This is a genomic window from Hyphomonas sp. FCG-A18 (genome assembly GCF_045287255.1).
Classification (GTDB): domain Bacteria; phylum Pseudomonadota; class Alphaproteobacteria; order Caulobacterales; family Hyphomonadaceae; genus Henriciella.
In genome coordinates, this window is the sequence record NZ_CP137142.1 from 196647 (window position 1) to 220762 (window position 24116).

General features: G+C 52.0%; 21 protein-coding genes. 9 read left to right on the plus strand and 12 right to left on the minus strand.

Going from position 1 to position 24116, the window contains the following annotated elements:
• Positions 1–112 precede the first annotated feature (112 nt).
• Positions 113–577, plus strand: a complete 465-nt coding sequence (locus RYZ27_RS00960) for a MarR family winged helix-turn-helix transcriptional regulator (protein WP_406680487.1) — start codon at positions 113–115, stop codon at positions 575–577.
• A 119-nt stretch (positions 578–696) separates the two neighbouring features.
• Here the strand turns inward: RYZ27_RS00960 and RYZ27_RS00965 are convergent, their stop codons facing one another.
• A complete protein-coding gene (locus tag RYZ27_RS00965) occupies positions 697–1101 on the minus strand; it encodes a hypothetical protein (protein WP_406680488.1) in 405 nt (134 codons plus the stop codon).
• Between the two features lie 807 nt (positions 1102–1908).
• Here RYZ27_RS00965 and RYZ27_RS00970 point away from each other — a divergent pair.
• From RYZ27_RS00970 to RYZ27_RS00980, 3 genes are read left to right on the plus strand one after another with little or no spacing between them, the layout of a single operon-like run.
• Positions 1909–2841 (plus strand): VOC family protein, encoded by a 933-nt coding sequence (locus RYZ27_RS00970; RefSeq protein WP_406680489.1) that lies wholly within the window; start codon positions 1909–1911, stop codon positions 2839–2841.
• A 59-nt stretch (positions 2842–2900) separates the two neighbouring features.
• The gene (locus RYZ27_RS00975) at positions 2901–3749 is read left to right on the plus strand and encodes a fumarylacetoacetate hydrolase family protein (RefSeq protein ID WP_406680490.1); all 849 of its coding nucleotides are present in this window, start codon (positions 2901–2903) and stop codon (positions 3747–3749) included.
• Positions 3749–5224 carry a bifunctional 3-(3-hydroxy-phenyl)propionate/3-hydroxycinnamic acid hydroxylase gene (locus RYZ27_RS00980; protein WP_406680491.1) on the plus strand — a complete coding sequence of 492 codons (1476 nt, stop codon included), beginning with the start codon at positions 3749–3751 and terminating at the stop codon, positions 5222–5224. Before RYZ27_RS00975 ends, RYZ27_RS00980 begins: the two co-directional genes overlap by 1 nt.
• Before the next feature lie 362 nt (positions 5225–5586).
• Here RYZ27_RS00980 and RYZ27_RS00985 read toward each other — a convergent pair whose 3' ends face one another.
• The 6 genes from RYZ27_RS00985 to RYZ27_RS01010 form a co-directional block, all read right to left on the minus strand.
• The gene (locus RYZ27_RS00985; protein ID WP_406680492.1) at positions 5587–6276 is read right to left on the minus strand and encodes a TetR/AcrR family transcriptional regulator; all 690 of its coding nucleotides are present in this window, start codon (positions 6274–6276) and stop codon (positions 5587–5589) included.
• Positions 6277–6546: 270 nt separating this feature from the next.
• Positions 6547–7428: a glutathione S-transferase family protein gene (locus RYZ27_RS00990; RefSeq protein WP_406680493.1), complete on the minus strand. Its 882-nt coding sequence runs from the start codon at positions 7426–7428 to the stop codon at positions 6547–6549.
• Positions 7422–8480, minus strand: coding sequence for a glutathione S-transferase family protein (locus tag RYZ27_RS00995; protein ID WP_406680494.1), 1059 nt, complete (start codon positions 8478–8480; stop codon positions 7422–7424). The genes RYZ27_RS00990 and RYZ27_RS00995 overlap by 7 nt, the downstream gene beginning before the upstream one ends.
• Before the next feature lie 2 nt (positions 8481–8482).
• Positions 8483–9040: a cytochrome b gene (locus RYZ27_RS01000; protein WP_406680495.1), complete on the minus strand. Its 558-nt coding sequence runs from the start codon at positions 9038–9040 to the stop codon at positions 8483–8485.
• Between the two features lies 1 nt (position 9041).
• Positions 9042–10004 (minus strand): fumarylacetoacetate hydrolase family protein, encoded by a 963-nt coding sequence (locus RYZ27_RS01005; RefSeq protein WP_406680496.1) that lies wholly within the window; start codon positions 10002–10004, stop codon positions 9042–9044.
• A gap of 51 nt (positions 10005–10055) precedes the next feature.
• Positions 10056–11075, minus strand: a complete 1020-nt coding sequence (locus RYZ27_RS01010) for a VOC family protein (RefSeq protein ID WP_406680497.1) — start codon at positions 11073–11075, stop codon at positions 10056–10058.
• Positions 11076–11164: 89 nt separating this feature from the next.
• Here RYZ27_RS01010 and RYZ27_RS01015 point away from each other — a divergent pair, with 89 nt between their 5' ends.
• Positions 11165–11797: a TetR/AcrR family transcriptional regulator gene (locus tag RYZ27_RS01015; RefSeq protein ID WP_406680498.1), complete on the plus strand. Its 633-nt coding sequence runs from the start codon at positions 11165–11167 to the stop codon at positions 11795–11797.
• A 70-nt stretch (positions 11798–11867) separates the two neighbouring features.
• Here RYZ27_RS01015 and RYZ27_RS01020 read toward each other — a convergent pair whose 3' ends face one another.
• On the minus strand, positions 11868–12785 hold the full coding sequence (locus RYZ27_RS01020; protein WP_406680499.1) for an AraC family transcriptional regulator: 918 nt from the start codon (positions 12783–12785) through the stop codon (positions 11868–11870).
• A gap of 156 nt (positions 12786–12941) precedes the next feature.
• Between RYZ27_RS01020 and RYZ27_RS01025 the strand changes: the two genes are divergently transcribed.
• The gene (locus tag RYZ27_RS01025) at positions 12942–13877 is read left to right on the plus strand and encodes an alpha/beta hydrolase family protein (protein ID WP_406680500.1); all 936 of its coding nucleotides are present in this window, start codon (positions 12942–12944) and stop codon (positions 13875–13877) included.
• Positions 13878–13911: 34 nt separating this feature from the next.
• Here the strand turns inward: RYZ27_RS01025 and RYZ27_RS01030 are convergent, their stop codons facing one another.
• Positions 13912–14517, minus strand: coding sequence for a dihydrofolate reductase family protein (locus RYZ27_RS01030; RefSeq protein ID WP_406680501.1), 606 nt, complete (start codon positions 14515–14517; stop codon positions 13912–13914).
• Positions 14518–14683: 166 nt separating this feature from the next.
• Between RYZ27_RS01030 and RYZ27_RS01035 the strand changes: the two genes are divergently transcribed.
• Both RYZ27_RS01035 and RYZ27_RS01040 read left to right on the plus strand, forming a co-directional pair.
• Positions 14684–15709: an IS110 family transposase gene (locus RYZ27_RS01035; protein ID WP_406680502.1), complete on the plus strand. Its 1026-nt coding sequence runs from the start codon at positions 14684–14686 to the stop codon at positions 15707–15709.
• 438 nt (positions 15710–16147) lie between these two features.
• Entirely contained in the window at positions 16148–16594 is a 447-nt protein-coding gene (locus RYZ27_RS01040) for an SET domain-containing protein (RefSeq protein ID WP_406680503.1), read from the plus strand.
• A 349-nt stretch (positions 16595–16943) separates the two neighbouring features.
• Here RYZ27_RS01040 and RYZ27_RS01045 read toward each other — a convergent pair whose 3' ends face one another.
• The gene (locus RYZ27_RS01045; RefSeq protein ID WP_406680504.1) at positions 16944–18176 is read right to left on the minus strand and encodes an MFS transporter; all 1233 of its coding nucleotides are present in this window, start codon (positions 18174–18176) and stop codon (positions 16944–16946) included.
• Positions 18177–18681: 505 nt separating this feature from the next.
• Between RYZ27_RS01045 and RYZ27_RS01050 the strand changes: the two genes are divergently transcribed.
• Positions 18682–20106 (plus strand): alpha/beta hydrolase, encoded by a 1425-nt coding sequence (locus RYZ27_RS01050; RefSeq protein WP_406680505.1) that lies wholly within the window; start codon positions 18682–18684, stop codon positions 20104–20106.
• Positions 20107–20203: 97 nt separating this feature from the next.
• Here the strand turns inward: RYZ27_RS01050 and RYZ27_RS01055 are convergent, their stop codons facing one another.
• Positions 20204–20908, minus strand: coding sequence for an IS6 family transposase (locus RYZ27_RS01055; protein WP_406680506.1), 705 nt, complete (start codon positions 20906–20908; stop codon positions 20204–20206).
• Positions 20909–21010: 102 nt separating this feature from the next.
• Positions 21011–23842, minus strand: a complete 2832-nt coding sequence (locus RYZ27_RS01060; protein WP_406680507.1) for a PKD domain-containing protein — start codon at positions 23840–23842, stop codon at positions 21011–21013.
• Positions 23843–24116: the final 274 nt, after the last annotated feature.

A 24116-nucleotide genomic window follows, 5' to 3' on the forward strand; every position in this document is an offset into this window, starting at 1 on the left:
AACAAACAGCTATAAGTTAGTGCACTAATAGTTAGCGCTCGAATTATTTGCAAGGAGAATTTTTGGTGCTATCAAACGTCAGGCTCAAACCCAGGCTAGGAAGGCATCAGCTTTGTCAGACGCAAACTCAATCAAAGCCCCGGTCGTAACGCTGGACAACCAACTCTGTTTTGCGCTTTATGCGGCTTCAAATACCGTTGGGCATCACTATCAAACCCTGTTGAAGTCATATGGTTTGACTTACTCCCAGTATCTGGTGCTGATGGCGCTGGCGGAAGAGGATGGGATCTCAATCTCAGCGCTCGCGAAACGACTGGAACTCTCCAAGGCAACGATGACACCATTGCTGCGACGGCTGGAGGAAAGGGGGGTGCTATTGCGTCAAGTTCGAAAGGGGAATGAACGTCAAAAGTTGATATCGCTGACCAATGCCGGACGGCAGCTCTGGGAAAAAAGCCGTGATGTTTCAGCTGAGGTCTTCACCCTAACTAAGCTGAGCAAAGTGGAAGCGAATGAAGTCATCAGAATCTGCAAGAAAATCGTGCATACACAAGGAACAGTTTCTGCAAGCGGCTAAGTGTTTCTGAGACCATTTCTGTGGGACAATTCGGTACCGACCCGCGTTGAGAAATGAACCTTGCCGCAGCAGGTGATGTAAGCATGATCAACGCACCGCGCGCTCGGGTGCTAAGCTGTTCAATCCCTTCGCGGTTTCAGTAATATCAGCCCACCTAAGCCTCCGAACGTTCCGATCACATGGTTCATCTCAGCTGTAACTGACGGTGCATGATACCCCCAGATAGGCCAGGCAACCCACCATCCCGCATAATAGAAAACGGCCATAAACGTCACAATGGCCCAAGATTCTAATCGAATGCTTTTAGCCTTGATCGCAACCCACATCAGCAGGAGGTTCACGGCAAATGCAAGCATTGCCCCCCGAAAGGCGTGATAGTTCGAATGCGTTGGACCATCAGGCAGGTTCACCGCACCAAACTCTGGCATCCATGTGAAAGCTAAGGTGTACCAGACACTTACAAAACCACCCAAAAGCCCCAGAGCGATCATAATACGCCCGATGATTATTTTCAGATTTCTCATATTGATTCCTGTCACAACCCTACCGCGGCTGTCTTCTTTTGGTGTGGGTTCGATACCGTTACTGAAAGTTGAAGCTCACTTTGTTTGAAATTGGTTGGGGCATTCTCTTCAGTCCATTTCTGATAATTAAGGACAGATACACTTAACTCTGATCGCATATAGCCTCGACTTTTGACCCGCTCCGGTTCCATTTGCCTCTCAATTGGAGGTCACTCGCACCGTCAAACACGTTTGCTCACTACAGTAAGTCGCATAAGGCCACCACCTTATCGCCAGCACTATCGAGATCAAGTCGCGCAGCCAAGGCGAACTTCCTGCTTTCAAAGACGCACATTATGGCCAAGAAGTCTACCTAATTGTCCGCCCGAGCGAAACAAATACGTTCCGAAGCCCCCATAACTACTTATCCCGTGGTTTAATTGGGCGCATTGACGCTCTGCGGTCAGAGGTGTCGACGGTTGACAATATTCGAGTGACAAACATCCTTCCAGGATCTGTCGCCACCGATGCATCGCGCAATGCTATGACCTCAGATGGGTCACGCGTGGGAAATCTGACGCAAACACTGAAGGTGGCAGTGATCCAAGAAAATGTGCACACGCTATCGTGGCGGCTGTTGAGGATGACTTGCCGGAGCTGATCTTCGCAGAAGGTTTTGAAATGGAGATTGCGCAAATGGGCACACAAATCTCGGAAAACGGGTTACCGGAGTGATCAAGGTTTGCGCTTTGATGACCCTCATTTTCTGAACTTGACGGCAAACTTGCAGAAAGTTAATAGACTATAAGTCCAAAAGGTGGGGTGATCATGGTGCCGGTGATTAAGATTCTTGATATTGCTCATGTTCGGTTCTCCGCGCCTAATTTAGTTAGGATGCAGGAATTCCTGACGGATTTTGGCTTTCGCTGCGACGCGGTTCAAGAGCGCCTGTACGCGACCGGCAGCGATGGTCGGCCTTTCTTGCATGTGACTGAGAAGGGTGAGCCAGGATTTCGGGCGCTTGGTTTGAGGGCGGCTTCGATTGAGGACCTTGAAAAACTGGCTGTATATGATGGCGCTAAAGTTGAGTTGTCTGATGAGCCCGGCGGCGGGTCTATTGTTCGTCTCACCGATCCGGATGGCTTTTTGGTAGAAGTGATGGCAGGCCAACAAAATGGTAAAAGAACTGACGAACCGGTTGGTACGCAAAGAAACGATGCGCTGAACAAACCGCGCCTCGGCGCAACGGTCCGGCTTGAGCAAGGGCCGTCACGTATCCAACGCATCGGACACTGTGTGCTAAACGTGTCTGACTTCCGGCGCTCTGAAAAATGGTACAAGGACCGGTTTGGGTTTTTAACATCCGATGAAATCGAGGCGGCTCCGGGAACGTCTATCGGGGCCTTTCTGAGGTGTGATCGTGGTAGCACACCATCCGACCATCACACCTTATTCCTAGCTCAGACGCCGCAGCCGGTGGGCTTTATGCATGCTGCTTTTGAGGTCTCAGACTTCGATGATCTGATGCTCGGACACACACATCTGCGATCCAAAGGCCGAGATCAGGCCTGGGGTATTGGTCGACATATTATGGGCAGTCAGATTTTTGATTACTGGCGTGATCCGTGGGGGCATGAGTTGGAGCACTGGACCGACGGTGATCTGCTCACTGCAGATGAGCCGCCCAACAAAATGTCGTTTGAGAGTTTGATTGCGGTTCAATGGGGGCAACCTTTCCCCATGAAGCAGGGCTCGAATTGAAACAACACAGCAGCGGTCGGTGAGCAACACGGATCGGGCCTAATGCCGGAGGTAGTTAAATGAAACTTGCAACATATTCAGTGGAGGGGATGACCACCGCGCGGGTGGGTGTCGTTCAGGAGGACGCTATTATCGATGCAGGGTTTAACGGCACTATGATTGAACTTATCGAGGATTGGGACGCACAGCGCGATCGGCTGGAACAACTCTCAGATGGATCTAACGCTAGACCGCTTTCTTCAGTCAAGCTGCATGCTCCGATTGAGAAACCGGCAAAAACCTGGGCGATTGGGTTGAATTATGCAGACCATATCGAAGAATCGAAAATGGAAACGCCGGATAAGCAAATCTGGTTCACCAAAGCACAAACCTCGATCAATCCTCCCTACGCATCCATCCTGATCGCCAAAGGGGGAGCATTTGTCGATTATGAAGCCGAGCTCGTTGCCATCATTGGCAAGCGCGGTAAGCACATCCCAGCTAGTGAAGCCGCCAGTTACGTTTTTGGCTACTGTGTCGGAAATGATGTGACCGAGCGCATGTGGCAGCATTCCGGCCCGCAATGGTCGCTGGGCAAGAGCTTTGATACCCATGCGCCGATTGGCCCTTGGATCACGACGCGAGACGAGATTCCAGACCCGCATGCGTTGGACTTAACCTGCACCGTCAATGGCGAATTGCGGCAATCCTCAAATACGAAACACCTCGTCTTCGATATCTGGCAGCAAATTGAACACCTGTCTGGCGCGCTGACACTTGAGCCGGGCGATGTGATCTTCACAGGTACACCGGGCGGTGTCGGAGCGGCGATGGACCCTCGCCAATTTCTGAAGGAGGGCGACGTGGTGCGCTGCGATGTCGAGAAGCTTGGATACATTGAAGGATCTATGGTTCTGGAGGGGCAGTAATGGCAGGTTTTGATTGTGATATTCTGGTGGTTGGCGGTGGTCCGACGGGGATTAGCCTAGCCTTGATCGCCGCTCAAAGCGGTGCACGCGTTCTGATCTGCGAAAAAGAAGCAGACATATACCCTCTACCTCGTGCAGCCCATGTCGACCATGAAGTGATGCGGGTGTTTCAGTCATTTGGCGCTGCGGAGGCCATTGCTGCCACAAGTCGTACAACGTCCAGCTATGATTTCATAACCGCGGATGGCCGGTCGCTTATGAAGTTCGATAATATCGACCAGATCGCTGGCGGCGGCTGGCCCGCTTCGAACATGATACACCAGCCATCGCTGGAACAATGCCTTCGAGATCGGCTCAGCGCCCACGATGGTACGGAGCTGCGTACACTCTGGTCCTTCACATCCTATGCTGAGATCGACGGCGGCGTAGAAGCGGTTTTCGAGACGCCTGAAGGGCTTCGAACGGTTAAAGCCCGATATCTGGTCGGGGCTGACGGCACGCGTAGCCCGGTTCGGGCAGCCGCGCAGATACAGCTTGATGATCTGGACTTTGATGAGCCCTGGCTCGTTGTCGACGTCATCGTTCATGATTTTGACCGGCTGCCAAAGGCCAATCTGCAGAGCTGCGACCCGGAGCGTCCAACAACATGTGTGCTGATGGGGGAAGGGCGTCATCGTTGGGAGTTCATGATACGACCGGATGAAACACCTGAACAGGTTCTTGAGGACTCGTTTGTTGAGGACTTGCTGAAACCCTGGGATGTCGAAGGCGCTGTTTCGATTGAAAGAAAAGCGGTCTACCGATTCAATGCGCGCGTCGCAAAGAGTTGGCGAAAAGGCCGGGTCTTGCTGGCCGGCGACGCAGCGCATCAGACGCCTCCCTTTGCCGGTCAGGGCCTGTGCGCTGGTGTTCGAGACGCAGCGAATCTTGGCTGGAAGCTCGGAATGCTGGCACGCGGGCAATGTTCTGAGGCAATCCTCGACACATATCAATCCGAGCGGGAGCCGCATGCCCGCGCGACGATTGAACTAGCGATGATGATGGGGCGGACGGTTTGCATTTTGGATCCGGAAGCTGCAGCGCTCCGGGATGAACAAATGCTTGCCGCACCTTCAAATGTCTCGGGTCAGGACATGCAGTTTCCGGAGATCGCTTCCGGCTTGATTCTCGCTGGAAGTCCGGCGGCCGGGAGTTACTTCCGTCAGCCAGTGAGGGGCAATCTGAGACTGGATGATCAGTCTAGCCAGCGCTCGCTCCCGCTTCTGATTTCGCGTGAACCGCTTTCTCCCGACGATCTCGTGGAGAGTATCTCACTCTTATCTCCAGGCATTGAGTCGTTCGCCGCCGAGATTCGCGCCTGGCTCGATGAGGCGGACGCAGATGCCGTTCTCCTGCGACCGGATAAATATGTGTTTGGAACCGGTTCACCTGACGACCTGGTTCAGGCCTGGCATGACTGTATTCGCCAGGTTTAGAGGGTTTGGCCGAGATCTTGACTGGCAACTCCGCCAAGCGCTGCCTTTATGAAGGGAATCAGATGACTTCAGAATCAACAACTTGACGTACAGTGTCGCAGATGGGTTCAGGCCTGGCACTTGCTGGCTGTTTGGGCGAAGGCTTGTGATCGAAGCAACAAAACGCGCAATCTCCGAACATTATTTTCATCATGGCCGATGACCTGGGTTACGCGGATGTATCTTGTTATGGTCGGCGGGAATACCAAGCTCCCGCGATAGACGAGCTAGCGCGCACAGAGGTGAGATAGCTTCAAGATTATTCCGGCGATCTATTGGCGGATCATTTTGGCGTCGAGCCGCATTAGCCGCCAATCACGTCATCAACCTTGGTGTTTGACCTCTATGGAGGCGGGCCGGACTATGCGTTCAGACGCCTCAGAGGCGATCAACTCTGCTTCTAATGGTGGCAACCCAAAAGCACGTAACGTCAGCGTTACGATTCGTTGAGCATTCCCTGGAGCCAAGGTGGGCTCATCGTCTAGCAATATCCGGCCGACGAGAGCTTGTCCTGCTCCGACAATATAGCTGAGTCCAACCTCTAAGCTGAACAGTGCCAGTCTTCCTTGTTTCAGTCCCTCCTCAACATCGGCCAGAGTGTGGGCGTTTGTTTTCGAACCGATCAAAATATCGTCGATTGTCAAGCGCGCGACCATTCTGCTTTGTGACGGGTTGCGAAGCGCTTGTGCTGCATAGACACACAGACCATTTGCCACCCTACGCGCCGGATCCAGCTCGCCATTATTAAATTCCTCGACAAGTGCGTCGAGTTCTGCACGAGCAATACGCAAAATCTCCTGATTAAGCTCGTTCTTGTCCGAAAAGTGATTGTAGAAAGACTGCTTGGCTATGTTGGACGCGCGAATGATCTCGTCGATACTGACGCCATCTGGGTGGCACTCGCCGAAAAGACTCTGCCCGGCCTTAATGATGGCAGCCCTGGTGCGGCGTCGGCGGGGGTCGCCTTGATTATTTACGCCCAGAGTGGCTGCTGATTTTGATGTTTCACTCATCCGGGTTCCTTAGTGCAGCCGGATTCTACGTCGTGCAAAACTCACGGTCAATCATCACGAAACGGTCTATGGCTCAGAAATACTGCACCAGGTTCAATTCAGTGTTATGTGAATGTCGAAGCGGTACGCTCGGCCAGTGATATCGCAAACTGGTCGCTTCTACTTTCCAAACCAGCTTGGGCTGAGTGTGAGAATGTGAGTAAGAAGAATAGCTTACAGGCAATTTTAGAGGCGTATGATGGGCTTGGAGCAATACGAGCTGCAAGACGCTCAAGTGAAAGTTGATGTGCGCTGCCTGACTTGTTCTAAAGTTGTGCCGCGGACTCTCTGGGTCAGATGAAGCAGCGATGTGATCGCGCCCGCGAGCCCGCCTTCGGGAACTTCCTGTCGAAAATCGGGCTTCGCATGGAGTCGGTCGAACCAGGCGCCAACTGCAGGGTGCTTTGAGTGCAGGGGGTATCCCGCTGCAATCAACCGCCGAGCATAAATATACCAGGCGATGTCGACCAGACTGATCTCTGCGCCCAGCAGATAATCATGCCGTGAGAGCTGTGGTTCGAAATCATCAAGCGCCTCAGAGAAGCGATCATAAGCGCGTTTGGCTTGCTGGTCCATGATCTTGCCGTGCCGGTTCATCTCCCGCCAGAATTCGGCTTCGATATCGCGATGCGGGTCCACTTCGCCGCCGAGCGTGCCGCTGCCTGAGGACTCGTAAGCGGTGATGTCCTTCTCGGGGCGCTTGGTCAGGAAAGACGGAAAGACGAACCGCATGGTCAGCGCTCGAATGTCGAGATGCAGATTATCCTCGCGCTTCAACATCGCTTGCAGGTCGTCCGATTTGCTCGCAGGGATGAGCGCCGGTTCAGGGAACGCTTCTTCGAGATAGGTTAGGATGTCATTGCTCTCGATGATGACTTTGCCGTCATGGATGAGTGCGGGGACAAGCCCTCTCGGATTGATGCCCATATAATAGGGTTTCAGGTGCTCCTTCGCGGCGAGGTTCAAATGGTGTGACGTCCACTCAATTCCCTTCAGGCGAAGAAAGATCCGGGTCTTTTGAGAACAGGTCGATCCTGAGAAGTGGAAAAGGTGCAGCCCCGTCCAGCTCAATACCTCTTTGGTTTGAATGTCGCATTCCTTCAGCATCACCATGATAAGGCCTCCGCTCCGGGATGCGTCGACAATTGCGTGGCGCCATAAATGCGTTCACTCAATGAAGGGTCGACGGCGACGGCGCTGGACAGGTCGATTTTTGCTCGGGTAACGATCGGATGTGCGTGGTCGGAAATCGCCTGGGTCCAGGCGGGTCGCGCTTGGAGGCGTCGATAATAGTTCGTGACTTGCTTTATATGCGAAGTCTGCTCGAACCAGCTGAGCCACCCGGTCTCATCCAAGCGGAGGAGCAAGCAGGACAGAGTAATATCCGCCAAACTGAACTGATCGCCAAGGATCCAGTCTCCATCCGATTTCGCCAATGCGTCCTCCAGCGTTTGCAGATGAAAACGCATATGGTCACGGCTCTGATGCATCATTTTCTGAATTGGTTTGAGTGCCATCATTCGGTGAAGACCGAGGAGTTTGGACGCCGTGAACAAGGCCGGGCGTTTTTTGTCAAAGTGGAATAGAAACCCGACCAATATATTGCGCAAAGGGACATACTGGATCGTCGAAACGAACATCGGCAAGGTCAAGCCAGGGATGCAGGCGCCAGCTTTGGCTTCCATACCGACCATCGCATCAGCGCTCGAAATCGTGCAGAAGTCGAGCCATCCCTCCATGCGTGATTGAAGCTCGGGAGAATCCGGGATGAGGCTTGGCGCATCTGGCCCGGCAAGCTCTGCAGCATAGAACAGAATATCATCTGACTCGAAGACAGGGTGCCCATTGTGAACCAGGGTTGGGACGAGCCCTGAGGGGTTGATCTTTAAGTATGCCGGGCTGATCGTTTGATACCAGCCGGTCTCAATCAAATCGATGGAATGATGCTTGGCGGTAAGGCCGAGTTCCGCAAGCACCAGTCGACATTTCCGCGAGCAGTGCGAGAAGCTATTGCTATAGAGTTCGATTGGTTCGCAATGCGACAATGAAATCGAGCGATCGATGCCACCCTGCACGGAGTGAGTCCGGCGGCGTCGCTTTTCGATGATGAACCAGACAAGGCCAAGTCCGATGAGCCCGATCAGTATGTATACAAGCACAGGCATGACTAGGCTTTTTCGCTACGCCAGAACATCATCATGCGGAGCGTGAGATGGCGGTGCTTCGACGCTAAGTGATAAAGTGCGGCAACCACGTGAAGAATGATGAGCGCAATTATGGCTTTGGTCGCAAACTCATGAACCATCCGGATCAAATCATAAGTTGTGCCACCACCGGATCCATCGCCATAGGCAAAAAGTCCAAAGGGCGAGACCACGGAGTTGGCGTTCATCGCTGACCCGATACCGGACAGGATCAACAGACTAATCAATCCATACAAGGCCCAGTGCGCGAGATGCGCGATCCGGGTTTGCCAAACAGGTAGATCGCTCGGGAGAAGCGGTGCTCCATGTTTGAACCTGAGATAGAGCCGGATCGCAAATAGAACGGCGACGATGGTGCCGAGTGAAGCATGGTCACTGCGAGATTCAAACCGGTCCATGTTCTCCATGACGCCGCCAAATTTCTGCGCGATGAAGAGGTCCATGATGATTGCGATAGCGATCAGCCAATGAAGGATTTTCTGTCCGACTGTGAAATCGATGCGGGTAGAAGACGAAGCCATTTTATGACCGAGCCTCCGCTTTCATCACCAAGTTTCTCTGAGTGCCAAGATCGATCACCCCATCTGCGGAGCGGATATGCGCCGTCACGGTTTGCCCTGGCTGCAGGTATTGTGACCGTTTTGCTTGAGCTTTCATGAAAAGTTGCCACTTTTTTGCGACGGGAAGCAGAGCTGCCACTTTCTGTTTTCCTGGTGATGGGATCGATAGCGCGCAACCGGCGGGCGTGCCCGTTGCGATGAGATCACCTGCTGCAAAATCCTGGACCTGGCTGAGCTCATTCAGGGTTTCAACAGGGTCGTAGACAAGATTTTCTGTGCTGTCGTCCTGGCGAACTTCATCGTCTACGCGCAGGGTCAAAAGGAGCTTATCCAAATAGGAGTAGTCGTCTGGCTCCAGCAGGCAGAGCCAAGGGCCCACAGGACCAAAGGTGCGGAAGCTCTTGCCTTTATAAAATTGCATCTGCGGGATCTGAATATCGCGGGCCGAATAATCGTTCACAATGACCAGCCCTGCCACATATTCTGGCAGGTCCGACGCTGTAATTTCAATGGGGGTGTCTATGCTCTTACGAAGGATAAGGCCGAGTTCAATCTCATAATCAAGAAATCGAACATGAGATGGAATGACCACCGGACTGTCGGCGGCGACAATGCAGCTTCGCGCCTTGGTGAAGATCATATTGAAATGCTTGGAGTCCGGGTCCACGCCAGATTCAATCATGTGCTGGCGGTAATTGGCCCCCTGACAGACAAATTGCTGATTGCGCGTCACGGGGCTCAGCAGTTTGATTTCGCTAAGCGGAATTTCAGTCCCGGTGACTTGCTTCAGCGCGTCGATGCTTGTGCCCGAAATGAAGTCTCCAGTCGTTGCAAACGAGCCCGGGATAGGAAGCACCGCATCGCCTTTTACAATGCCCCAATGGAGCTCGGCGTTGTGCTCAAATCGGGCGATATTGATCGGCATGTGATGGGTCCTCCTTCGGCTTACTTCGACGCGCCCCGCTGTTCGTATTGACTATTGCGGGTTGGTGCGTTTCTTCCCGAATAGACGTTTGATCCGGGCGCTCATGGCGATGGCGAAACTCACGACGCGAGGACTCGGCGCTAGTCGCCCCGAAAACATCGGGTTCTGCATTCCCCATTGAACTGCCAGGAGATCATCGACGGTTGCAGTATTGGAGCCATCTGCCGCTGTGAACAGATCGCCGTCCGTCCAATGCTCCAACTCGTGTCCCCAAGGGTCTTTCCAATAGTCAAAAATCTGACTGCCAAGGATATGGCGACCAACACCCCAGGCGGCTTTCCGATTGTTTGATTTTAAGTGCGCATGTCCGAGCATGAGATCATCAAGCCCCGCAACCTCGAACGCGGCATGCATATAACCGGGCTTTTGCGGCAATTGTGCCAGAAATAGCGTGTGATGATCAGTTGGTTGATCCCCGCGATCACATCGCATGAACGCGCCGATCGCGAGGCCAGATGCCGCTTCGATTTCATCGGATGTGATGAATCCAAACCGCTCTTTATACCAACGCTCTGAGGTTCGAAAATCAGAGACATTGAGCACGCAGTGACCAAGACGAAGAACATGCGACGGCCCTGCATTTAACCGGACCGCCTGCCGGTGACGTGTCTTTACTGCGGCTGAGTTCCGGGGCGGTTCAGTCGGCACTGCCGATGGCTCGGTGAATTCTTGACCAGCAACCACTTCGACAAGGAACCCATCTGGATCTTTCAAGCATATGTATTTGCCGCCACCCGGGGTCGGTAGTTCTTGGATCTCAACTTCCTCCGATGCGGCAAGTTTCTGGAGATCCTCAACACTCTCAGCCCGCAGCCCAAGGCCTTGGAAACCAGCTTGGCCTTTTTCGGTGACGTGGTTGAAGGGAATACCGTCGCTTGCCCGAGCATAAAGTCGTCCATCACCAGCGCGCCATGTGTCCAACCCAAACTCAGTCAAAAATGTCTGCATTTTTCCAAGGTCGGGCGCACTGAATTTCACGTGCGCAATGTCTTCGATTTTGATGACGCTCATGACGGGCTCGCGGGTTCAAAACAGAGTTGACTATTTGGTCAAATACAGAACTTGACTAATTAGTCAACTCGGAACTAAAACCCTCGACGATGCAACACACCAAGTCAGAACGCGCCGCGCGCACCCGAGACGCTTTGTTGTCTGCAGGCTTCGATCTCATGTTGGATCGATCTGTAGATGCGATCCCGATTGATGATCTCGTCGCCGCTGCCGGCGTCGGGAAAGGCAGTTTCTTCAATCACTTTGGCGATAAAGAACGCTTCAAGTCAGCATTGGCGATTGAAGTACGCGGGGAGATTGAAACGAAAATCACAACCGCAAACCTGAGGGTAACCGAACCCCTCGAGCGCCTCGCTGGGGGGATGCGTGAAGTGTCCGACTATGCGCTGAAGAATCGCAAACGTACGATCTCGATGTTGCGCATGATGGTTGCCTCAACTGGAAAAGAATATCCATTGAATGAGGGCGTGCGCTCTGATATCGCTATGTGCGTAGACGCCAAGCTCATTCGTGCAAATTCAGAACAAGCCGCGATACTGTATTGGCTAGGGCTTTGCGTGGCGCTGATCACTCATATTGTTGAAGTCGATCTGTCTCGGGAGAAGGCTGCGGGTATGCTCTCCGAGTTCGTCAATTCGGGCCTCGTTGGTCTGGGTGCTGATGCGGCTGTGTCTTCAAAAATTGGCAAACAGTGTTCGGACGCTCTCAAAGCTATGCGGTAGCCCGCACTCTCTCGAATCCGTGAAGAGGCTGATTGGTTTCTGAAATGCGCAGCAACAAAGACATCGCAATTCAATCAAAGTCGTAGTTAAATCCGAATTCGGACGCTCTACTGGGCGGCAGGCCGAACAGGTTGCGGAACTCTCGGCTGAACTGGGATGGGCTGACATAACCAACATGGCGAGCTGCTTCTGCAACGCTCGCGCCCTCGAAGACGAGCAGGCTTTTGGCTCTGAATAGACGTTGTCGTTGAAAGTACTTCTTCGGGGACTGCCCGGTCACGGCTTTGAAATGTCGATAAAAGCTAGGTGGGCTCATGCCGGCCTGCTGAGCGAGATCCTCGACACTTTCTGTCCCGAACAAGTCTTTTCGGCGTAGCAAAGCCGCGATCCGGCTTTCCGGTCGCGTTGTCACAGTTTGAGCGAGCAAAACCCGACCATGAACATCCTGAAGTGTATGATAGAAAATCTCGCGCAGGGTTTGAGGTCCAAGCAGTCTAGCTTCAGTGGGGTTCGAAAAATAGCCGCACAAACGAAATACCGCGTCCTTGAGTTTTTGGTTCACCGGAACTGGATCCACAGTTGTAATGGGGAGGCTGACCTTTGTGGTAGGGTCGAGCAAGCCTGCGGCTACAGCGATCTCTGAAACCACCCCTGGATCAGCGCGCAGGAATAGCGCAACCAGGGGCGTCTCTGTTGATGCTTCTGTTTCACATTCAAATGAGACCGGTAGACCGACCGCAAGATACTGCGTTGCGTTGTAGATAAACCGTCGATCGTTGAGGAAGCCGACCTTTTGGCCTGATAAGACCACTGCGATACCCGGTTCATAGACGAGAGGGGAACGCGCGATGGAAACTTCGCCCCAGAATATGTCTACGTCTGGCAATGGTGTTTTGAAGAATCCGCGCTTTGGCTCGGCCTTTGTCTTGGTGAGATAGCTTGCGATTCTGTCAACGCATGCGTCAGAATAGTTCAACTGTGAAGGCATGTGTCGTTCTGGCTTTAATCTATGATCCTGCGCAACCGACTTGGACACGCTTGATAGGATTAGGCAAGTTTTTGAGAGGGGGCGATATTCAGAAACCGCCAAAAAATGCCAACTTCCAAGGTCTCATAACACATCTCTAACTTCCGGCAGGCACCCATGACCTCACTCAAAGACATCCCCGAAGACAAGCTCACCATCGTTAAAGGCCTCGCAGCTTTTGCGGTCAAACCCGCGTTTCGTACGCCGGTTCACAAAACGCCACGCGATCATGGCATTACCGAGTTTGAGGACATCTACTTTCAGTCAGACGATGGCACGCCATTAGAGGGCTGGTATGTGCCCGCCGCAGGCGGCGAATCTGACAAACTGATCATCATGAACCACCCTATGCCGATGAGCCGATCTGGCTTCACCGGGCATTGGGGCGAACCATGGAGCAATGTCGATGATCTTGAGATCGATTTCGTCGCGATCCTCGCGCACCTGGTTCGTGCCGGGTACAATGTCCTCTCTTATGATCTGAGAAATCACGGCAACTCTGGTACTGCGAATGGTGGGATTTGTGGCATCGGACGCTATGAATGGCGCGATTGCGTTGGGGTCAAAGCCTATGTCGATGCGCATCCACGCCTGTCAAATATGACCCTTGGCCTTTACAGTCAGTGCACTGGAGGGAATGCGCAATATGAGGCGATCTATCGCCGCCCGGACCTCTTCAAAGACGTGCGATGTCTGTTTAGCCCGCTTGTTGTCTCAATGGATGCTCTGATGGGTACCTTTGCCGGCCTGCAGGGGGTTCGTGAGTATATGGATGTTATGAATTTCGAGCAGACAAAACTCGGCGGGTTCACCAATCCGGAAATGACCCCGCACTTGTTTGCAGGCGCTGTTCAAATCCCGACCATGATCACACAGGTTCACGACGATGCATGGACGACGCAGGAAGATGGACAGCAAACCTTCGACTTGCTGGGTAGCAATGAAAAAGAGCTGTTTTGGATTGAAGGCACGTCTCGCCGTTTCGATGGCTACAACTATTTCGGCCAAAACCCTGAGCGCATGTTAGCCTGGTTTGGGAAGTATATGGGTTGAGCTGCAAAGCGAGCAAAGCAGACATCAGTAGGAATCAAAAAAGCTTCGTATTGGTCTCAAGCTTCATCGGATTGGCATCATTGCTCGCTGTTTCCAGAGCAGATAAATCTCGTTTTCTTCGATACCACCGTTTGACAAGTTGATCGGCCAAGATTTTCGAATCTATCAACTCGAAACCAAGCGGCTTGTTCAGTTCTCCAAAGAGGTGCCTGCCACCACCAAGTAAGATTGGGATCTGCGTAATTATGATCTCGTCTATCAGGTCTTCACGCAGGAAGCGCTGTACAGTGACGCCGCCATCAATGTACAGATTTTGATACCCAAGCGATTTGGCGTGGGCGACGATTTCTGATGGTGATCCGCTTGCGAACGAGACGTGCCCCTCAAAATCGGCCGGCGCTGAATTCATCGTTGAACTCAGAATCAAACCTGGTCTTGGATAATGCCATCCAACACCGAATCCTATCAGCGTTTCAAAGGTGTTGCGCCCCATAACAACGGCGTCAACTCGCGCCATGAAATCCGCAAAGCCAAGATCATCCCCTTCGGGAATGGGTACGAATTCTAGCCAGTCTAATCCGCCATCGGATGCGGATATGTAGCCATCCAAGCTTGTTCCGATGTACACAAAGTTCGTCATGAAAGAAAAGTATCAGGATGTGGTAACGCCGTCACGAGGTATGTTAGAAACGGCGCCGCCGATTGGCTGAAGCGCGAGCAAAAGCATGGGTAATCGGGCGGACTGTTAGCCAGTCGAGCTCCTGATAGGTTCGTAGCATTGGGCTGCGGACATGAAGGAGAATACGATGAACGTGTTTATTGGATTGGATGTCTCACTGCGGTCAGTGGCGATGTGCGTGCTCAGTGCCGAAGGTGATATGATCGAAGAGACCAACCTGGATTGCGAAATTGAGGCAATCTCAGATCATATCCGAACCAAAGGCTATTCGGTCGATCGAATTGGCTTTGAAGCTGGTACAATGAGCCAGGCGTTATTCCATGGTCTGACAGCCGAGGGCTTTGACGTGGTCTGCATGGAATCCCGCCAAGTCTCAGCAGCTATGTCTGCTATGCGGAACAAAACCGACAAGACGGATGCACGTGGCATCGCCCAGATTCTTCGGGCGGGCTGGTACAACCCGGTTCATATGAAGAGCCGCGAGAGCCATGAGGTCAAAGCCCTGCTGGCGGCTCGAAAAGCCATCCTCAACCGTTGTATCGATTTGGAGAATGAGATCCGAGGGCTGTTCAAGGCGTTCGGGATCAGACTGCCATCCCGTCTCAGCCGACTTCGGTTCGATGAGAAAGTCCGGCCAATCATAGAGGCCGACGATACGCTCGCCTTTGCACTCCTGCCCATGCTGGATGTCCGGGGTGACCTCTACGATGCTTATCGATTGATGGAGAAGCGCGTCATCGCTGTGTCACGGAAGGACCCGGTTTGCAAACTTCTGATGACGGCGCCTGGCGTCGGTCCGATCACAGCCCTCTCCTTCAAAGCGGCTGTCGATGACCCAGCACGCTTTAAGTCTTCCAGACTTGTTGGGGCACACTTCGGTCTCACGCCGAGACGCTTCCAATCGGGAGAGATGAATAATACGGGACGCATCTCCCGGGCCGGTGACAGAGACGTACGCGCGACGCTCTATATTGCAGCCAACTCGCTTCTGATCGTATCGGGTCGACCATCGTCATTGAAGACTTGGGGCCTGAAGTTGATCCGAACGAAGGGCGTCCGGCGTGCCCGCATCGCAGTCGCGCGCAAGCTTGCTGTGATCCTGCACCGGATGTGGATCACTGATACGCCATTCCAGACGGAGGGCGTCTCATGATCTAAACCACCCGAACACCCGGTTCGTCCTGGTCTGGACGAAGTGTGTGGATGACGCCGTTTATGTCTCCTGCGCTCGAAGACGAAGCGCGCGCAAAAGCAAGGCGCTCCACAACACAAGATCACACACATGCATGCAGCGGTGCCAACGCTATGCGCCAACCAGACTGCGAAGAGAAGCGTGACCCAGACTTGGCGAAGAGCCGGATCAAAGACGAAAATATGGAGCTTGACCCGAAAGCCCGATTAGAGAAGGAGACATTAGCTCAGAGGCTTAAGTCGCCCTAAAGCGGTCGCCCATCTTTGTGAGCTACTTTCCGCTTGCCAAAATCGCGTTTTCTGTTTTAGCCGAAAAAGCGTCCTGCTCACGCGAGGAAGTTCTTCCTCATGTTGTAGCGTCCGGAGAGCGGCCGGCGCATTCTAACAATGGAGAGTCCGCATGATGACTGTGCGGTGTTACCTCGCACCCTCGCAGATTGAGGGTCTGGGGGTATTTGCGACCGAACCCATTCGCAAGGGCGAGATCGTCTGGAAGTTTGATCCTGAGTTCGACCAGGTGTTCTCCGCCGACTATATCGGGCGCCAACCGGACCACATCAAAGAGTTCTTGGAACGCTATACATATGCCCATCCAAGCGACCCACGCATGATGGTTCTAGACTCCGACGAAGGTCGATTTATGAACCACTCAGATCTGCCAAATACCGATTTCAGCGATCCAGAACTTGGCGTCGCACTTTGCGACATTGAAACTGGTGTAGAGCTGACATGTGACTATCGTCATTTCACAATTGGCCCTGTTGTTCACCAACCCTCACGGCATCAAGTGGCGCCTATCATAATCGAAGAAAAGCGTGGGCGCCGCTTGTTTGCGCGAGGACACTAATGTCCAAAACGATCTAATCAGATACTCCAATAAATGGCCCGCACAAAAAGCTACCCCGAACCGCGGTTCGGGGTAGCACTTTTTAGCCCGTTACTTTTTGACGGTGCCAGGCTTCGACGGTTTTCCCGTCTTCGTCGCCGACGACTTCTTGTCGCCAACTTTGCCTACGGATTGAGGTTTTTGTTTTTCGGTGTTTGGTTTGAAGTCAACCATGGCATTATGCCTTTAATTGCGTCTCTTGACCGAAACGCGAGCGCCCTTTGACCATCTAGGGCAAACGTATTTTCTTCCCTAATTAGAGTCGCGGCAATCGAAATTAGATGGGTTACAAAAAATTTAGAGAGGGCGTTCACGTTCTTGGGTCGAGGTCGCCACCAGGGAGACCTGCAGGTAGGTTCGGTTGCCAATTAGATTGCTCGTCTTCCGGAACTTGCGCTCGTTCGACCCGACGAATGAGCATGACAACAAACAGGGTCCCAAGGCAGACGGTCGAAAACGCAAAGAGTCCTGATGCCCCGAGAGGGCTCCTCATAATCAGTCCTGCCAGAACCGGCCCAACTATTGAGCCAAACGCCCAGACCATTAACAGCATCGACATCATCGGGGTCATGTCCTCATCGGATACTCTATCGACCCCGTGCGCAATACAAACTCCATAAAATGAAAGTGATCCGGCTCCCCACACAAACAAAAGTGAATAGAAAAAGAGGATTGGGAGCGATCCAGAGAGCAAGAAAAGAACGAGCGTAGCTGAACCACTTATGAACGCCATGAATGCGATCACATTGCGTCTATCCATTCGATCCGAGATCAAGCCTGCGGGCCATTGGCTTAGTAGCCCGCCAATATTAGCAACGCTGTATGCAATCCCTGCAATGACCAGTGCGCTCTCATCGTCCGAAACTGATGCGGCAAACACGGGCAAAAGAGCTAGTGTGCCTGAGTTCACCAATCCAGCGATGAAAACTCCAGCGGACGCGGAGGGGGACACCTTCAAAAGGCGGGAAAGCGGTAATCTCTCAGACAGGACTTTCGGTGGCTCCTGCTGACGCGTCAAACACACCGGCACCAATGCAGCCGCGAGAAACAAGCCGCACCAGAGATATATTTCTGGGTCTAAAGGTGCCATGCCCAAAATGATGAGCGGTCCCGACAGAAGTGCTGCTTTCGCCGCCACGTTGTACACGCCGAGGACGTTCCCGCGGTGTTGTTGGGGAGTAACGCGGCCCAGCCACGCTTCAGCTGCCGCAAACATTCCGGCAAAGGTCGCGCCTTGCACCAATCTGACCACGGCCCAACCGATCTCTGATGTCCATAATCCCTGAGAGATTGCGCCGACAGCGGTTAACGCAGCCCCTGCTGCGAACACGCGAATATTCCCAATTTCTCCGATCAAACGTGGTGAGAAATACGCCCCGGCCAAAAAACCAGCCGCGTGCAGACCGGCAACGACTCCGACGCCGATCGTTGATGTGCCCATCTCGGATAGTCCCAAAGGCGTAACGACGCTCAGCACCCCTCCAGCAAGTTGTAGAAACCAGACGGCGAGGATAATCGAAAGGACAGGCCGAATATTCCGCATGATCCGCCTTAGCACGTGAATATCGAAATCGGATCACAGAAGGTTTGTTGCACTCTGCACAACACTTCAATCATCCCAATCGAAAAAAAATCGCTTCAAGCTATCACGCTTGCTTCTGCGGCCACTATTCGGGATCAGAGTGATTGTTTCAGACGATTGGCGTTGCCTTGCGCGTTTCGGGGCACGCCGCGCAGGACCCTTCTTTTTGAGACCGCTCATGCGCATGATCCTTATGAGGAATCGTTGGATTCGATGTTTCCTCGGTACATCCAATATTGAAGCTTGGCATCCTCTTTTTTGCCTGCCCGACAAAATCAGTAAGCTTTTTAGGAGCGGCTTAAACTCGCCCCACAACAGCCTCTGAGCCAAAGGCGGGCAGCGCCCAAAGTAAGACGCTTGTACGTGCACCGAAATCGCCATAGGGGGCTTCGATCATTATTCTAGCAAGCTCCAATCCTGTAAGAGGTGTATCATTTTCACGCGTATAAGAAGTCTATTGGCCTCCATGGTTTTTGTCTTGGTTGGGTCATCATGCGTATCAGCAACATCGTCCTCTGATCAGATCAGTAAGGTCGATTGTAACGATGCTCCGAATGAGATGCTGGCGGGGAGTGTATGTCACTCTATCACTGTTCCGCTTGATTATGCTGAAAAGGATGGCGCGCAAATCTCGTTGTTCGTTCGGGAGTTTCCGGCGCTTGAGAGTAAACGCGGCACTGTGTTGCTTCTAGCTGGCGGTCCGGGTGAATCAGGAGCGTCGTTTTACGCGGATGTCGAATTCTTTAGAGATACCTTCAGCAGCTATGACATCATTATTCCAGATCATCGTGGGACTGGATATTCAACAAAACTCTGCGAACCTGAAGAGACAGCTAAAAGCGAAGGGGGGTTGAGTCTCGTTGGCGATGAATGGGGGAGCTGCTTTGGACAATTTTACTCCGATACAGCGCGTGCGCATGCCTTCAATCTGAACAATGCGGCGCAAGATGTGGCCAGCATTATTGATACACTACAATTACGCGATGACATCTTCATCTACGGTGTTTCTTATGGGACCTCTCTTTCGCTTGCTGTCGCAGAACAAACAGACGCTAAGCTGACGGGTATTATCCTTGACTCACTGACGCCGCTTCCAAGCGATACATACCAAAGCCTTGGGTATAGATCGCAATTGACTGACCGTGTCGGGCGGCAGCTGCTAAACCGCTGTGCGAGCGACCCGTCCTGCCCACTTGGACAAAATGCAACGGATATTTTGCGAGACCTTCTGGTCAGAATTGACTCAGGTGAAAGCTTTCCAATACTTGAAGGCGTACCTAATGGAGATCTGCGGCAATTCTTGGGTATGCTTCTAGATGTACCGGCGGCTCGGGTACAGATCCCGTCTATCATCGCTGCCATGGCATCCAATGACGAGGCCGTCGTAGATAAAGTGCAAAATGTTACACAGACCTATGAAGCCTTCCTCGATCCTATCCTGTCCTTTGAGCAATCTGTTGGGTCCATCCCATTAACGAGCTTGATGAGTGGGTCGGAGTTTAATGCGCGGAAGGATCTGACAACTGAACAGGTTGCATCGGAAGCGGCATCACTTTTGTTCACGAGCCCGCTCCCAACTTATCTCGCGGCTAATCAGTTTCCTCTTTACGCGCCAAAAGCAATAGAACCGTCACGAACCAGTTTACCGCCCATCCTTGTTTTTCACGGCACAATGGACCCAAAAACAAGTTATGAAGGCGCGATGCGCCGGATAGAAGAGTTGCGCGCGTTCACGGAGGTTGAAGTTATCACGTTGATCGATGCGCCACACGCAGCATACCTGACCAGTAAAGACTGCCTGTCTGCACCACTTAGGAACTTTACAAAAGATACGACGTCAATCGTATCTAGGGAGTGTGTCGCAGAAGATGTTCGCCTACTTTGGCAATAGACTCATTTATTCTATTCAAATGACCTAAATTCGCCTCAAGTCGGGTGCTGTCAGTCTAATGCGAACTGGTCTCTAGCAGCCATTTTGTATCTGTGACTTAGGCAGCGAGAAGTTGGCGCCATTCGAGTAGGGCGGCGTGTCGAAGGGTTTTGAATCTGGTTCTGCGTTCGATGTTTCTCTGGTGATTGAAATGGTTGTGGACGGAGGAATGGATCGAGATGAATTTCTGTAGACTTCGCATCTGCCTAAAACGTAGCATCGCTCTTTCTCGCCTTCGGAACGGTAAGTGGGAGTTTTCTGCTCGGTTGTTTGCCCACCACGCGGTTTCCTGGCGATCCTCATTTCGAATGACCTTCATGGCGGCGCGATAAGAAGCTAGGCGGTCGGTCACTGCGACCTCCGGGTTGCCGTATCGCTTCATGGCTTTCTTCAGAAAGGTGAGCGCTGCCTTGCGATCCCGCCGTTTCGTGACGAAGCACTCGAGGATTTCGCCTTCATGATCCACGGCGCGCCAGAGATAATGCTGCTTCCCATTGATTTTGACGAAAACCTCATCCAAGTGCCACTGCCACTGGGTATGTTGGCGCATGTAGGAGGCGCGCTTCGTTCGGATCTTGCCGGCCAAGATCGGACCAAACCGATCCACCCAAGTCCTCACGCTTTCATGACAGATATCGATGCCACGTTCATGGAGTAGGTCTTCGACATTCCTCAATGAAAGCGGAAACCGAACGTGTATCATCACAGCAAGTTGGATGATCTCAGGCGATGTTTTGAAATAGCGAAACGGGGATTTGCTCATCCAAAGACGCTAACTCTGGCATCTTAAAGCTAAGTTCCGCTGACAATACCTGACAGTCCCATCAAGCTAATCTTCGCCGCTAACAAACTTAGGGATGTTATTCTAGTTTGGGGTCTTAACTATCTGAACCACATAATTGTCAGCCATGACGTTATCGGAATGCCCGACAATTATGATTGTGTCGCCAGCGTCTGAAAAGAAGGCTTTATCGATGACCGGATCAAGATTCCCGGGATCGATGAATAAAGGTTCAATGAGCACAGTTTGGGTCGGTTCGAATGTTGTATCCGTTAACAAAGACAACGTGTTGGACGACACAGTTAGCCATTGCTGTGCTTCGCTTGAGTGATCAGCCCATACTGGAAGAATGCTATTCCCCAAGGTATCGACATAAACCATGTCCAAATTCGGATCATCTGAGGCCCGGAAAACGTGCCCTCCCGCCACAATGAGTCGATTCCCTTGTTCGTTAATCCAAATGTTTCCAGACATTTGGTATTCGCCGTGGTAGCGGGAGTCGACACCTAAGATGTTATCAATGTCGCCAACCGTCCAGCGTTCGATATCACTGGGGCTAAGCCCGCGATCGGCTGCGTAAACACGTCCACCGGAAGGGTGCATACGAACTTGTGTACCGGCTCGCGCTCCGAAGCGCGATGTCACACGATCATTGGCAAAATCAAAGGCATAAAAGTCCACCCATTGATCACGGTTCGGGATCACGAAAGCGATCGCTCGATCATCGACGACGATATCCCCCCAATCCTGAGAATAGTCTTGCGTATCTGCCAACACCGCTTGTGGACTGCGCAAATCAATCAAGCTCGCTAATCCAGCATGAGAGACAGCTGCAAAATCTCCGTTGGGAGAAACATCTACACGCTCACCAATTCGGGGAAGAGTGATTACCTGCTCTGAGAAATCGTCGAGATCGACTATACGGAGCTCCTCCGAATCTGAAGATGTGTAGATAATCTGATTTCTGGCTTTGTTATACACGATGTCGGGAGGCGATCCGAGGAGTCTAAATTGCAACCCATCGCCGGGCTCAACCACGCGAACAGAGATTGTCACCGGCGCTGCAGCTCTCTCACCATCAGATACGATGAGTGAGAACACATAATCGCCTGGAACCAATGGCCTGAACTCGATCGAAGCGTTTTGCGTATCCGAAAGTATGATTGAACTCATGTTTGGTTCGCTGTCGAGGGTCCAAGAGAATTGAAGATCCGCGCCCTCAGGATCCGAACTCCCGCTTGCGTCGACTACGATCGTGCTACCCACCCGTCCAGCTACACTCGTCGGAACCGTGACATCTGGTGGAAAATCCAGTAGATCTCGATCAACGAAACCGCGCTTGAAAACGGCGAAGTTTTGTGGGTTCGTTGGATGATCAATTGCAAATATTTTTATCGTTTTTGTGGTCGGGTCAGACACGACATGCGTTGGCACCGTCGTAGCGCCAGAACCGGAAATTAGTTCCGGCAGCTGAACAGAGGACAAAAACCGCCCGCTACTGCCATCATAAACATTCAACACGCTGTTGCTGGCGGAGCGCTCGACCAAGTACCATTGATCACTTGTGGAACTATAAGAAGCATGAAGAATTTCACCTTGTAGGTCCAGTTGCATAATAAATGTCATGTCGGTGGATTGAGTATCAGTCGATCGAACAACAACGCCACTCGCAGCCAGGATCATCTCGCCATTCTCAGCGATCCATAGATTGCCGCTGAATGGATATTCGCCGTGATATGGCGAGTCATAAGACACATCCAAGGAACCATTTGTGAGATCATAGCGTTCGATATCGCTGGGAGACAAATCGGTATTCGCGCCATAGGCTTTAGTTCCGTCAGGATGTAACTTCGCAATCGTCTGGTGCCGGATAGATCCACCTGAACTCGATGTTTCTAAGCCGCTTTGCGGATTGACACTTAGCGCCTGAACCCATTGACCCGTTTGTGGGAAGGTATGAACGACGCCATCATTTCCCGTTATGATGTCCCCTGGTTGAATCGAAACATCCCACGGGCCAAAGATCACACCATCACTTACTCTTATGGCGGATATGGCGTCTAAGTGCGCCGCGCCGATCCAAGAACCGTTCGGCGAAACAGCGAGACTCGTGACTGTTTTCGAAAGATTGAACGTATCTAAAGTCGCGCCGTTTGCATCAATTGTACGAACGATTTGCTCCTCCGCAATCGCGACGAGGTCGCCTTGCGCATCTGTCTCAAGATAGGTGAAACCTGGCGCAATGCTGCTCTGCACAAATTCTGTCACTTCGAAAGTAAGCGTTTCTGAAGTCGTTGCGTATCCGTCCGTAACGTCTACCAAAACGTCAAAGCGCCCAATTGCGTCAAACGCGACCTCTGGAACAGGACCATTAAAGGATGCCACAAGGTTCGATGAAGGGGGCGCAGAAGACACTGTCCAGGAATAAGTGAGTGCATGGCCATTTGGGTCACTCGAACCAGTTGGATTGAGGGTCACAGATTCTCCGATCGCAAGATTGGTTTCAACTGTGTCTATCGAAACGATCGGCGCATCATTTTGGAGACTGAGCAGAAGAGTGTCAGAGGACGATCCGCCTCGCCCATCTGTTACGGTAAGTTCAACGGCATAATCCCCAGGCACCAAAGTTTGCAGCGTTGGCGTTGCCGAATTTGCATTGTCGATTGTCGCAGACGATCCGTTTGGTTGGGATACCACCGTCCAGGCAAAACTGAGTGTATCGCCGTCCTGGTCACTGCTGGTCGAGCCATCAAGAGATATACCATTAGAAGACAGGCTTGCGTTTATATCAGCGCCAGCCTCTGCAGTCGGTGTAGTATTTGCTGTCGGAGGTGGTGTTGGGGCAGTGCTGCCACCGCCGCCCCCGCCACACGCAGCTAGCACTATCGATGCAAACGCAATCATATGAGGTTTCATTTAGAGGATACCCGGTCTTTATATACACCAATAATTTTCTTAGAACACTTCTGGTTTTAACATCAATGTTTTTTTACTATATACAAAAATATATTATATTGTATTATAAATTCTGCGCATACAATAATCTTTATTTAGTAATTATATTTATAATATGTTTTTTATTTCTATTTATATATTATTATATAAGTAAATTCGGGTAATTGATATCTTTTTTAATGATGATCGTATAATTTTTTCGCATTTAATTTGTGCAAGTTTTGCTTGGTTGGAG